Genomic DNA, 12,843 nt, shown 5'->3' on the forward strand with positions numbered 1-12,843 from the left:
GGGTCGCCATGTCCGGCGTCGAGCTGAGCAACGTCATCAAGAAATACGGTGAGACCCAGGTCATCCACGGGATCGACCTGGCCATCGGCGACGGCGAGTTCGCCGTGTTCGTCGGACCGTCGGGCTGCGGCAAGTCCACGCTCCTGCGGATGATCGCGGGGCTCGAGGAGACCACGTCCGGCCGGATCGATATCGGCGGCGCCGACGTGACCCGGGCGGACCCGGCCGATCGCGGCGTGGCGATGGTGTTCCAGACGTACGCGCTCTACCCGCACATGACCGTGCGCGAGAACATGGGCTTCGGCCTGCGCATGACCGGCCATCCCAAGCCCGAGATCGACAGCAAGGTGGACGAGGCCGCGCGCATCCTGCAACTGGACGAGTTGCTGGACCGAAAACCGGCGGCCCTGTCGGGCGGCCAGCGTCAGCGCGTGGCCATCGGCCGCGCCATCACCCGCGGCCCCGAGGTGTTCCTGTTCGACGAGCCGCTGTCGAACCTCGACGCCGAGCTTCGGGTCGAGATGCGGGTCGAGATCGCGCGGCTGCACAAGGAAATCGGCGCCACGATGATCTACGTCACCCACGACCAGGTCGAGGCCATGACGCTGGCCGACAAGATCGTGGTGCTGCGCAAGGGTCGGATCGAGCAGGTGGGCGCGCCGCTCGACCTTTACCGAGATCCCGACAACCGCTTCGTGGCGGGCTTCATCGGCAGCCCGTCGATGAACTTCCTCGATGCGACCGCCCGCGACGGCGCGCTGCATGTCCCGGCTCTGGGCGGCACGCTGGACGTCCCGCAGACCCTGCCCGGGGACGGCCGCGCCCTGTCGCTGGGCCTGCGGCCCGAGCACCTGTGGCTCGAGGACGGCGACACCTTCACCGTGGACCTGACCGAGGCGCTGGGCGGCGTGTCCTATGCCTATCTCAAGGCCGCCGATGGCACGCGACTGATCGTCGAGGAACGCGGCGATACCCGCGCGAAGATCGGCGACCGGGTGGCGCTGGGGGTCGATCCGGCGAAGACGATGCTGTTCGACGCCGAGACCGAGCTGCGCATCCGCTGAAAGCGCGACGACGCCCGATCCCGGGCTGGCCGCTTCGCGGGGCGCCTTGAAGGGCCACGGGCGTCCGGCGCGTCAGGCGGCGGATTGACCGTAGTATAGGCCAACCACGTGTTCGGCCTCGGCAAAGAACAGCCAGCGTTGCGCCAGCATCCCGACGACATGGCTGATCACCGCGACCGCGGCGAGCCAATGGCTGAACGGCAGCAGAAGCAACAGGGCGGGCAGGGCGAAGGCGAGGACCAGGACCAGCGTCCGCAACGTCACCCGGTGCTTGCGCCCGACACGGAACACCATTTCGCGCGTCAGGTAGTTGCCCCCGGTATGGGGCGGCTCGAACAGGCGGACCCGGCCACGGCCGCCCAGCCCGGTCGCGGTGCCAATGGTCGTGCCCGACTTGGCCAGCGCCGCGTCGCCCCGCCTCCACGCCAGCATCTGCAGCGCGGCCATGACGATCAGCAGGACCACGGTCCAGCTGACGCGGCCCGACAGCAACGCCCCGGCCGTGATGGCATAGCCCAGGAACAGCAGCGGGGTCGTCGGCTGGTGCCAGCGCGGCACGGTCTTCAGCTGCGCGTAGATCATCGCGGTCGATCCGACGGTGCCCAGGCACAGCACCGCGCCCAGCCAGCCCAGGGGTGCGAGCCTGAGGCCGGGCATCGCCAGCAGCGCGTAAAGCCCCATGACCGCCAGGGCGGCCACGGCGACCCACGCCTCGCGGCTCAGCCACGATGTGCGCCACTGGGTGAACGCCTTCAGCGCGCGTTCCGGGTGGCCCAGGTGCAGGGTCGACGACAGCAGGCCCGCGCCGGTCAGCGCGAAGGCCAGGGCGAAGAAGATCAGCCCGGTCAGCCCTTCCGTCGGCGCAAGTCCGAGGCCCAAGAAGGCCAGCAAGCCCAGGCCAAGCCCTGACAGGGTCGAGAAGAAGATCAGCGACGGCGCGGGATGCATGTCAGAGCCGCTCCAAGGCGCGGTCGAGCCAGCCGAGGAAACCTTTCGGCCCCTCGTCCACACGCTCGAGGAAGGGGGCCAGCACGTCGATCTCGTCCCGCGGGCGGGGGGTCAGGTACTTGTTCACCGGCTTCGTCTCCTGCTCGGGCATCAGGTCCATGCCGCCGCGCGCCGCGACCAGCTGGCTCACGTCGCTGTCGGGATCGGCGAGGTCGCCGAAATGGCGCGCCCCGGCGGGACAGGTGCGCACGCAGGCGGGCACGCGATCCTCTTCCGGAAGCGCCTCGTTGTAGATCCGGTCGACGCAGAGCGTGCATTTCTTCATCACGCCTTCGATCGGGTCCATCTCGCGCGCGCCGTAGGGGCAGGCCCAGGCGCAGAGGCCGCAACCGATGCAGTCGGTCTCGTTCACCAGGACGATGCCGTCCTCGACCCGTTTGTAGGACGCACCCGTAGGACAGACGGTAACGCAGGGCGCGTCGTCGCAATGCAGGCAGGACTTGGGGAAATGCACGGTCTGGGCCGCGCCCTCGTCCGGCTGCACTTCGAAGCTGTGGATGCGGTTCAGGAACGCGCCCGACGGCGCCGCGCCGTAAGCGTCGTCATCGCCCAAGGGGGCGCCGTAGTTCTGGGTGTTCCAGCCCTTGCAGGCCGTGACGCAGGCATGGCAGCCGACACAGGTGTCGAGGTCGATCACCAGGCCCAGCTTGCGCTCGGTCGTCTCGGGCAGCGCGGTCATGGCTTCACCTGCTGCGCCACGCGGTGCGGGCCGCGGCCCACCGGGCTGCCCTGACGGCCCGTGTCGGGATAGGACTGCTTCGGCGCCGGCACCTTCTCGACCTTCACCCGCAGGTCGAACCAGGCCGCCTGGCCCGTCACCGGATCGCTGTTCGACCAGCGCAGACCGTCGCCCTTCGGCGGCAGCAACTCGTGAATCAGGTGGTTCAGCAGGAAGCCATTCTTCGCCTCGGGCGCGTCGTCGTCCAGCGCCCATGCCCCGCGCCGCTTGCCGATGGCGTTCCAGGTCCAGATCGTGTTGCGGTTCAGAGCCGCCTGGTGCGCCACGGGAACGGTGATCTCGCCATGCTGCGAGGTGACGCGCGCCCAGTCGCCTGCTTGGAAACCGTGTTTCTCCCACAATTCCGTGGGCAGATACATGGGATTATGCCCGTGGATTTGCCGCAGCCAGGCGTTCTGGCTGCCCCAGCTGTGATACATGGCGGCCGGGCGCTGGGTCAGGGCATGGATCGGGTATTCGACCGGGTCGGCGTGGCCGTCCTCCAGCGGCGGATACCAGATCGGCAACGGATCGAGCGTGGTCTTGATGCGTGCCCGCAGGTGATCGGGGGGCTGGCGATGGCCATGCCCCTCGGCCGCCAGTTGGAACCGGCGCAACGGCTCGGACCAGAGCGAGAAGAGGTAGGGCGTCGCCTTGTCGAACAGCCCGATATCGACCGCCCATTCCTGGTAGGCCATGTTCCACGGTTTGAAATACTGCGCGTTTTCGGGGACGTGCTCCATCCAGAAGCCGCCATTGGCGATATAGGCGTCGATCTGCCCCGCGTTGGGCGTGCCGCGCCCGTGGGTCAGACCCTTTTCGCCCACGCGCCACCCGGCCAGCGGCCCCACCCCGGGCCGCCGTTCGTGGTTCACCATGTAATCGGCGTAGTCCTGGAATTTCGCGCTACCGTCGTCGTTCACGAACCCCGGCAGGCCCAGCCGGGCGCCCAGGTCCACGAGGACCGACTGGAAACCGCGCACGTCGCGGTCGGGCGCGACCACGGGCCAGCGGATCGCGTCGGCGACGGCGTCGGCCTCGCAGATCGGCCGGTCCAGCAGCGAGATGCAGTCGTGCCGTTCCAGGTAGGTGGTGTCCGGCAGCACCAGGTCGGCATAGGCCACCATCTCGGACGAATAGGCGTCCGAGTAGATGATGTTGGGGATGACGTAGTCGCCGTTCTCGTCGGTGTCGGTCAGCAACTCCATGACGCGCCCGGTGCTCATGGACGAGTTCCACGCCATGTTCGCCATGTATAGAAACAGCGTGTCGATCGGGTAGGGGTCGCCCGCATGCGCGTTCGAGATGACCATGTGCATCATGCCATGCGCGCTCATGGGATTTTCCCAGGTAAACGCCTTGTCGATGCGCGCCGGGCTGCCGTCCTCCTTCAGGCACAGGTCGTCGGGCCCCTGCACGAAGCCCAGGTGCGGTCCGTCCAGCGGCTGACCCGGTGTCACTCCGCAGTGCGGTTTCGGGTGCGCGGTCGCGGGCTTGGGGTAGGGCGGTTTGAACCGGAAGCCGCCGGGCGCCTCGACGCTGCCCAGCAGGATCTGGAGAAGATGCAGCGCGCGGGCGGTCTGGAACCCGTTGGAATGGGCGCTGATGCCGCGCATGGCGTGAAAGCTCACGGGCCGCGCGCGCATGCTCCGGTGGGTCTCGCCGCGGAAGTCCGTCCACGCGCGATCCAGTTCGAACGACTTGTCGAAGGCGGCATGGGCCAGTTCGGCGGCGATGGCCTCGATCCGCTCGGGCGCGATGCCGCAGGAGGGGCCCACCACCTCGGGCGCGTAGGCATGGTCGAGATAGCGCTCGGCGATGTGCTGGAACACGCTGCGGTGGGTCAGCCCCGCGCGGCGCAGCTTGCCGGCAAGGTCCGGGTGCACCCCCTTCGCGTCGAACGACGCTGGTTTGCCGGTGGCGCGATCCATGACCAGCGCCCGCCCGTTGTCGTCCGTCAGCAAGAGCCCGTGCTCGGGCGATTTCGGATCCTCGTTCACCAGCACCGGCGCGTTGGTGAACCGCGCGAGGTAGTCGAGGTCGATCTTGCCCGCACGCAGCAGGCAGTGGATCAGCGACAGGATGAACAGCCCGTCGGTGCCCGGCGTGATGCCCACCCACTCGTCGGCCACGGCATTGTAGCCCGTGCGCACCGGGTTCACGCCGATGACCTTCACGCCGCGGGCCTTCAGCCGGCCAAGGCCCATCTTGATCGGGTTGCTGTCGTGATCCTCGGCCACGCCGAAGATCATGAACAGCTCGGTCCGCTCCCAGTCGGGCTGGCCGAATTCCCAGAACGCCCCGCCCATGGTGTAGATGCCGGCGGCCGCCATGTTGACGCTGCAAAAGCCACCATGTGCGGCGTAGTTGGGCGTGCCGTAGGCCTGCGCCCAGAAGCTGGTGAAGCTCTGCGACTGGTCGCGCCCGGTGAAGAAGGCCAGCTTCTCCGGTGCCGTCTTGCGTAGTGGCCCGAGCCGGTCGGTCACCATCTGCAGCGCCTCGTCCCAGCCGATTTCCTCGAACTGGCCCGAACCGCGCGGGCCCGTGCGCTTCAGCGGCGCGCGGAGCCGGGCGGGCGACAGGTGCTGCATGATCCCCGCGCTGCCCTTGGCGCACAGCACGCCGCGGTTCACCGGGTGGTCGCGGTTGCCCTCGATATAGGCGACCCGCTCGGTGCCCTCGGCGTCCTTTTTCAGGTGGACGTCGATGCCGCAGCGGCAGGCGCACATGTAGCAGGTGGTCTTGGCGACCCGGTCGCCGGGCTTCGGGTGCAGGTCGATCTTGGGCGTTGTCATGGCGTCACCCTAGTGTGCCGCCCCGCCGGGCGTCATCCCCAAAATCCCGGCCGCCTCGCGCGCGATCGTGCCTTCCTCGTCGGCGGGCACCACGTGGACGGGCACGTCTCCGGCAAAGGCCAGCCCGGCGACGATACCCTCGCGGATGGCGGCATCGTTCTCGCCGATGCCGCCGGTGAAGGCGATGGCGTCGATGCCGCCCATGGTGGCGACGAGCCCCCCGGCCTGCCGCACGGCCCAGTGCACGAAGTGTCGCCGGGCAAGACCGCCTGCGGGCAGGGACCGCATGTCGCTGGTGCCCCCCAGCGCGCGCAGGCCGCTGTCGTTGTTCAGCAGGCGGCGCGCGGCGTCGAGACCGATCTCGCCGGCGATCCGCAGGACGGCGTTGGCGTCGATCTCGCCCACGCGGCTGCCCATGGTCAGGCCCGAAACCGGCGAATAGCCCATGGAGGTCGCCACCGACCGCCCGTCGCGAATGGCGCAGATCGACGCGCCGTTGCCCAGGTGACAGGCCAGCAAGCGGCGCGGCAGCGGATCGAGCGCGCCCACCAGCCCGGCATAGCTCAGGCCGTGGAAGCCATAGCGCCGCACGCCCGCCGCGTGCCACCGGTCGGGCAGGGCATAGCGCAGGGCGACGTCCTCCTGTCCGGCGTGGAAGGCGGTGTCGAAACTGGCGACCTGCGGCACACCGGGGGCCATTTCCGCCAGCGCGTCGATGCAGGCCAGGGCGACCGGGTTGTGCAACGGCGCCAGTGTCCCCAGCGCGTCGATCCGGGCGCGCACCGTGGCGTCTATGCGCCGGGGGCCGTCCATCTCCGCCCCGCCATGCACGACCCGGTGCGCGGTGCCCGCCAGTGTGTCGGGCGCCAGGTCCAGAGCCTCCAGCACGGCGACCAGAGCGGTTCCGTGATCGGCCAACGCGGCCGCGCGCCGCCCGCCATTCACGATAACGGCCGAGCGCCCCCCGATCTCGACGACCTGCGCGTCGGCCACGCGGGCAAGGTCGCGCGCGAACACCGCGCATTTCAACGAGGAGGATCCAGCATTCACCACCAGAATCATGCGCCGCGCCCCTTCACATCACTGGTCCGGAAATACCTCCGGGGGTCCGGGGGCAGCGCCCCCGGCCTCGCCATCTATTCCGCAGCCATGTCCGACGCGCTGACGCCCGCCACGCGCACCGGCTTCTTCATGGCATCGCGGCGGAACGGCTCGCCCAGTTCCTGGTTCAGGATCACCTCGATCAGCGTGGTCTCGTTGTCTTCCATCTGCGCGCGCACGGCCTCGGCCAGCATCTCGGTCAGCTCGTCCATGCCGCGCGCCTGCACGCCCTTCAGGCCGCAGGCCTGGGCGATGCCGGCATAGCTCACCTTCAGGTCCAGCTCGGTGCCCACGAAATTGTCGTCGAACCACAGGGTCGAGTTCCGCTTCTCCGCGCCCCACTGGTAGTTGCGGAAGACGACCATGGTGATGGCGGGCCACTCGTCCCGGCCGATGGCGGTCAGCTCGGTCACCGCGATGCCGAAGGCGCCGTCGCCCGCGAACCCCACCACCGGCACGGAGGGTTGCCCGATCTTGGCGCCCACGATGGACGGCAGGCCGTATCCGCAGGGTCCGAACAGGCCGGGCGCCAGGTATTTCCGGCCCGCCTCGAAGGACGGGTAGGCGTTGCCGATGGCGCAGTTGTTGCCGATGTCGCTGCTGATGATGGCGTCCTTGGGCAGCGCCGACTGGATCGCGCGCCATGCCATGCGCGGGCTCATCCGGTCGGGATGGGCCGCGCGGGCGCGCTCGTTCCAGCTGGTGCCGGGGTCGTCCTCCTCGTGGTCCATGGACGACAGCTCCTGCGCCCAGCGGGACTTCGTCTCGGCGATCAGGTTCAGCCGCTCCTTGGCGGGCGCGTCCTTGTCGCCCAGCCGCTCCAGGAGCCCCTGCGCGACCTTCTTCGCGTCGCCCACGATCCCGACGGTGACGGGCTTGGTCAGACCGATCCGGTCGGGGTTGATGTCAACCTGGATCACCTTGGCGTCCTTGGGCCAGTAATCGATCCCGTATCCCGGCAGGGTCGAGAACGGGTTCAACCGCGTGCCGAGGCACAGAACCACGTCGGCCCGCGCGATCAGCTCCATCCCCGCCTTGGACCCGTTGTAGCCCAGCGGCCCCGCGTGCAGCGGGTGCGAGCCGGGAAAGGCATCGTTGTGCTGGTAGCCGCAGCAGACCGGCGCATCCAGACGCTCGGCCAGGTCGACCGTATCGCCGATCGCCCCGGCCAGAACCACGCCGGCGCCGTTCAGGATCACCGGGAAATCGGCGCTTTTCAACAGCGCGGCGGCCCGATCCAGGGATGCGGCCCCCGGCGTCGGCGCCTCGAACTCCACCGGATCCGGCAGGGCGATATCGACCACCTGGGTCCACATGTCCCGCGGCACGTTGATCTGCGCGGGTGCGCTCATGCGGTGCGCCTTGGCGATGACCCGGGCCAGCACCTCGGCGATGCGCGAGGGGTCACGCACCTCTTCCTGGTAGGCGACCATGTCCTCGAACAGCTTCATCTGCTCGACTTCCTGGAAGCCGCCCTGTCCGATGGTCTTGTTGGCCGCCTGCGGCGTGACCAGCAGAAGCGGGGTGTGGTTCCAGTAGGCGGTCTTCACGGCGGTCACGAAATTGGTGATGCCGGGGCCGTTCTGGGCGATCATCATGGACATCTCGCCGGTGGCGCGGGTGTAGCCATCGGCCATCATGCCCGCGCTGCCTTCATGGGCGCAGTCCCAGAAGGTGATGCCGGCGGTGGGGAAAAGGTCCGAAATCGGCATCATGGCCGATCCGATGATCCCGAAGGCATGGCGGATTCCGTGGCGCTGCAACACCTTCACGAAGGCTTCTTCGGTGGTCATCTTCATGGCGTGTCTCCCTCCGCTGGTCCCGGCCTTCTTGGGCGCGGCGGCGCCGCTTCTGTAGGGCCAGTTGGTTCGGCAGGATAGGGCCAGACGGCGATTCGATTTGCCGCCGGCGATGGGGGCTCTGCCCCCGTCGCTGCGCGACTCCCCCGGAGGTACTTGTGGAAAGATGAAGCGCGTGGAGGATCAGGGTCCATGCCGCCGCGCGTCGATGGCGGCGGCGATGCGCGCGACGCCTTCGGCGATGCGGTCCTCGGGGATCGAGGAATAGGCCAATCGGTAGGTCTCGCGCCCCTGCGCGGGTTCCGCGAAGAAGGGCGCGCCCGGTTCGATCAGCACCGACCTGTCGCGCAGGTCGGCCGCCAGCGCCGCGGCGTCGAGGCCCGGCGCGCGCATCCAAAGCGACGACCCGCCGAAGCTGCCCCGCCCGGCGACATCCAGCCCGTGATGCGCCACGGCGGCATCCATCACCTCGCGCCGGCGACGGTAGGCGCGCCCCATCCGCTTGATGAGCGCGTCGTAATGCCCGAGCTCGAGGAAATAGGCCGCGGTCCGCTGGATCTGCCCGGGCGGGTGGCGCAGCGTGGTCGACCTGAGCGCGCGCGCGGCGTCGATGAAGGGCTTGCTGCCCACGAGATAGCCCAGCCGCAGCCCCGGAAAAAGCGACTTGGAAAAGCTGCCCACGTGGATCACGCGCCCGTCCCGGTCGAGCGACTTGAGCGCGGGGGCCGGGGGGCCGAGGAACGACATCTCGAACTCGTAATCGTCCTCGACCACCAGCATGTCGTGGCGCGCGGCGTGATCGAGCAGGGCCCGCCGACGTGCCAGCGGCAGGGTGGCCGAGGTCGGGCAGTGGTGGCTGGGCGTGACGAAGGCCACGTCGGCCAACGGCAGGTCCTCGACCGGCAGGCCCTGCGCGTCCACCGGTACGGGGCGGACCCGCGCGCCGGACTGGTGCAGGATCTCGCGCAGGGGCGGGTAGGCCGGGTCTTCGATCAGCGCGTGGCGGTCCGGCCCCAGCAGCACCTGCGCGGTCAACCACAGGGCATTTTGCGCGCCCATGGTCACCAGGATCTCGTCCTCACCGGCCAGGATACCGCGCCGGGGCAGTGAATGGCGCGCGATGAAATCCACCAGCCTCGGGTCGTCCCGTTCGTAGTGATCCGCCGTCATCGCTTCGAAATCGCGCTGCCCCAGCGTCCGCAGCGCGCAGAGCCGCCAGTTGGCGTGATCGAACAGGGTCGGGTCGGTCTGGCCGTAGATGAAGGGAAAGCGGTAGCGGCGCCAGTCGGCCGGACGCTCCACCCGCGGGGCGGGCACCGGGATTGGCTGAAGGGCGTGCTGCCAGTCCACGCGGTCCTCGCGCGGGGCCGGGACGTGGCCCGAGGGCTGCGGCGCCGTGTCGGAGACGAAATACCCCGACCGCCCGCGCGCGATCAGGTAGTCGTCGGCCACCAGGTCGGTATAGGCCAGCGTCACCGTCATGCGGCTGACGCCCAGGTGACGGGCCAGCGCGCGAGAGGACGGCATCCGCTCGCCCGGGCGGAAGCGCCCCGACAGGATCCCCTGCGCGACCATTGCCTGGATCCGCGCCTGAAGCGTTCCCGCGGCATCGGGGTCGAGGAAGAAGGTTTCGGTGGCAAGGCCCATGATCTGGACATATCGCGCGCCGTCCACTGGACCAATAGCCGAGGCGCCCCGATCAGATTTAGCCGGACGTCTCCCAAGGCGCCGGATCGCCCGAAAGGGCACGTCCGAAGACGTTCTCACGATGCCAGCGCAAGTTGTCTCTGTGCGGCGCATCGCGCGGATCTGCCGGTCTGACCAGCTTGCCGTCCGGCGCAAGAAGCCGCCCGACCACGTCCCGCGGCACCTTGTTGTGCGATACGAGGATCGTCTCGCAATCCTCCGCGACCGAGATCAGCCCGCGATCGAACATCCAGTGCAGCGTCCCCGACAACGCCAGCCCGTTGCGGACCGAGTCGCTGCCCCTGTCCGCGACGGGCTTGATATGCGCCGCCTGCACCTCGGGCCGCCCACCACCGTTGCGCAGCATCAGGCCCGACATGGCGCAGCGATATCCATAGGCCTCACGCACCTTCCGGCGGAACGCGACATCGCGGTAGGGCCGGCGGGTGAGCCGCTCAAGCACCGGGCGTTCGAAGCTCTTGCTTTCATCATCAACCTCGTCCCTCTGAGGGTCATAGCGCGTCGCCTCCATTCGCTCCAGATCCTGCGGCAAGCCCAGGTCGACGATGCGGGCGAAGTCCGCCTCGGGCAGACGCCGGACGGCAAGCTGGATCGCACCACCCTTCTTCGGAGTCCCGTCCGGTCCGGTCAGCGCGCTTTCCAGCGGGCGGCCAGAAATCAACCGCGGCACCTCGCGGTCGAATGGCAGGAAGCTGCCCGGTTCGATCATGGCCAGAAAGCGGCCCTCCGCGCCCGGCTTCGGGATCACCCGATCGATCTTCGCCACCGCGAAGTAGCCGCGCGGCCCGGCCTTCACCGGCTCGTAGTAGACGATCCAGTCGCAGACGGCCTCATCGACCGCTTTCAGGTAGGAGCGCGGGAAGTCGTAAACGATGTCCGGCTCGTCCTCGTAGATCGAATCCGCCTTGTGCAGGAGAACCAGCTTTCCCATGCGCCCCAGGAAAGCCGTCTCGGCCCGGGATGCAACGGTGTCCTGCCGTCCCACCCTTCATCTTTCCCCAAATACCTCGGGGGAGTCCGCGACAGCGGACGGGGGCAGAGCCCCCTCCCGGCGATCAGCCGAAGACGCGGGTCAGGGCACCGTCGACGGCGTCGGTGATGTGGTCGATCTCGTCCGCCGTGGCGATCAGCGCGGGGCTGAAGCACAGGGTGTTGTTGTAGCCCGGGACCGAGCGGTTGGTCGCGCCGATGATGACACCCTGGGCCATGCAGTCCTTGACCACCGCCTGCACGTGCGCCTCGGGCATGACCTCCTTGGTCTCGCGGTCGGTGACCAGCTCGGCGCCCAGGAACAGGCCCTTGCCGCGCACGTCGCCGATGACGGCGTGCTTCTCGGCCAGGCGGTGCAGGTTGCCGATCATCCGCTCGGACATCCGGTCGACATTCGACAGGAGATCCTCGTCCTCGATGATCGCCATGTTCTCCAGCGCCGCGGCCGGTCCGGCGGTGCAGCCGCCGAAGGTGCTGATATCGCGGAAATAATTCAACGGGTCGGCCTCGTCGTCGCTGAACATCTCGAACACGCGCTCGGAGGTGACGCAGCAGGAAATCGCGGCATAGCCCGAGGCGACGCCCTTCGCCATCGTCACCAGGTCCGGCTCGACCCCGTATTGCTGGTAGCCGAACCAGGTGCCGGTGCGGCCCAGGCCGCAGACGACCTCGTCGATATGCAGCAGCACGTCGTACTTGCGGCAGATCTCCTGCACGCGGTCCCAGTAAGCTTCGGGCGGGGGGATCACGCCGCCGCCGGCCGTCACCGGCTCGAGGCAGAGCGCGCCCACGGTGTCGGGACCCTCGCGCAGGATCACCTTCTCGATCTCGTTGGCGACGGCGATGCCATAATCGGCGCCCGAGAGGTGTCCCAGACCCTGCTCGTGCTTGCGGTACTCGAGGCAGTGGGGCACCTCGACGAAGCCGGGGGCGAAGGGGCCGTACTGGGCGTTACGCTCCTGCTGGCCGCCGGCCGAGAGGCAGCCGATGGTGGTGCCGTGATAATCGCGGTCGCGGAACAGGATCTTGTGCTTCTTGCCGCCGTACCGCTTGTGGGCGATCTGCCGGACGATCTTGAACGCCTTCTCGTTCGCCTCGGAGCCCGAGTTGGCATAATAGACGCGGCTGAGACCCGGCATCTTCTCGATCAGCCGCTCGGCGAAGCGGGCGCCGGGAATGGATCCCAGCGACCCGCCGAAGAAGTTCATCTTCACCAGCTGGTCGCGCACCGCGTCGGCGATGCGTTCACGGCCATAGCCCACGTTCACGGTCCATACACCGCCCGAAACGGCGTCGATATGTTCTTTGCCGGTGATGTCCCACAGCTTCAGACCCTTGCCCTCGACGATGATGCGCGGGTCGATCTCGGACCGCAGGTAAGCCGCGTGCTGGCTCAGGTGATGCCAGACGTGGTTGCGGTCGGCCTCGATCACCGCGCGCGGGTCGTTCATCTGCAGCGGAAGGGTCATGGGTCGGCTCCGAACAAGGATCGATCGTTTCATTCTGACCAGAACGCCTGTCGCGGCAAGAGTGATAGGGCCAGATCACGCCACCCCATCTGTCCAGCGGCGCGGTGGGCGGACCGGGGCCGAGTTTATCATTGACGCTGCGAAACCGGCCCGCTTTGCTGGTTGGGTCCATGACACAGTTCGGCCCGGAGG

At 68.5% G+C, this 12,843-nt stretch carries 9 protein-coding genes; 1 reads left to right on the forward strand and 8 read right to left on the reverse strand.

What is annotated here, in order from left to right; all coding sequences use genetic code 11:
- The first annotated feature begins 8 nt into the window (after window positions 1-8).
- Complete coding sequence (locus BUB76_RS14990) at window positions 9-1,064, forward strand: ABC transporter ATP-binding protein (RefSeq protein ID WP_073129609.1); 1,056 nt, start codon at window positions 9-11, stop codon at window positions 1,062-1,064.
- A gap of 72 nt (window positions 1,065-1,136) precedes the next feature.
- Here the strand turns inward: BUB76_RS14990 and BUB76_RS14995 are convergent, their stop codons facing one another.
- The 8 genes from BUB76_RS14995 to BUB76_RS15030 form a co-directional block, all read right to left on the reverse strand.
- A complete protein-coding gene (locus tag BUB76_RS14995) occupies window positions 1,137-2,012 on the reverse strand; it encodes a dimethyl sulfoxide reductase anchor subunit family protein (RefSeq protein WP_073129610.1) in 876 nt (291 codons plus the stop codon).
- 1 nt (window position 2,013) lies between these two features.
- A complete protein-coding gene (locus BUB76_RS15000; protein ID WP_073129611.1) occupies window positions 2,014-2,751 on the reverse strand; it encodes a 4Fe-4S dicluster domain-containing protein in 738 nt (245 codons plus the stop codon).
- Window positions 2,748-5,585, reverse strand: a complete 2,838-nt coding sequence (locus BUB76_RS15005) for a molybdopterin oxidoreductase family protein (RefSeq protein WP_073129612.1) — start codon at window positions 5,583-5,585, stop codon at window positions 2,748-2,750. Before BUB76_RS15005 ends, BUB76_RS15000 begins: the two co-directional genes overlap by 4 nt.
- A 9-nt stretch (window positions 5,586-5,594) precedes the next feature.
- The gene (locus BUB76_RS15010; protein WP_073129613.1) at window positions 5,595-6,647 is read right to left on the reverse strand and encodes an acetate/propionate family kinase; all 1,053 of its coding nucleotides are present in this window, start codon (window positions 6,645-6,647) and stop codon (window positions 5,595-5,597) included.
- Window positions 6,648-6,721: 74 nt separating this feature from the next.
- Window positions 6,722-8,485, reverse strand: coding sequence for a sulfoacetaldehyde acetyltransferase (xsc, locus tag BUB76_RS15015; RefSeq protein WP_073129614.1), 1,764 nt, complete (start codon window positions 8,483-8,485; stop codon window positions 6,722-6,724).
- A gap of 183 nt (window positions 8,486-8,668) precedes the next feature.
- On the reverse strand, window positions 8,669-10,132 hold the full coding sequence (gene pdxR / locus BUB76_RS15020; RefSeq protein ID WP_073129615.1) for a MocR-like pyridoxine biosynthesis transcription factor PdxR: 1,464 nt from the start codon (window positions 10,130-10,132) through the stop codon (window positions 8,669-8,671).
- Between the two features lie 58 nt (window positions 10,133-10,190).
- Entirely contained in the window at window positions 10,191-11,123 is a 933-nt protein-coding gene (locus BUB76_RS15025; protein ID WP_073129645.1) for an HNH endonuclease, read from the reverse strand.
- 124 nt (window positions 11,124-11,247) lie between these two features.
- Entirely contained in the window at window positions 11,248-12,651 is a 1,404-nt protein-coding gene (locus BUB76_RS15030) for an aminotransferase family protein (RefSeq protein ID WP_073129616.1), read from the reverse strand.
- Window positions 12,652-12,843 lie beyond the last annotated feature (192 nt).

It is taken from the genome of Palleronia salina (genome assembly GCF_900141995.1).
In the GTDB taxonomy this organism is placed as follows: domain Bacteria; phylum Pseudomonadota; class Alphaproteobacteria; order Rhodobacterales; family Rhodobacteraceae; genus Palleronia; species Palleronia salina.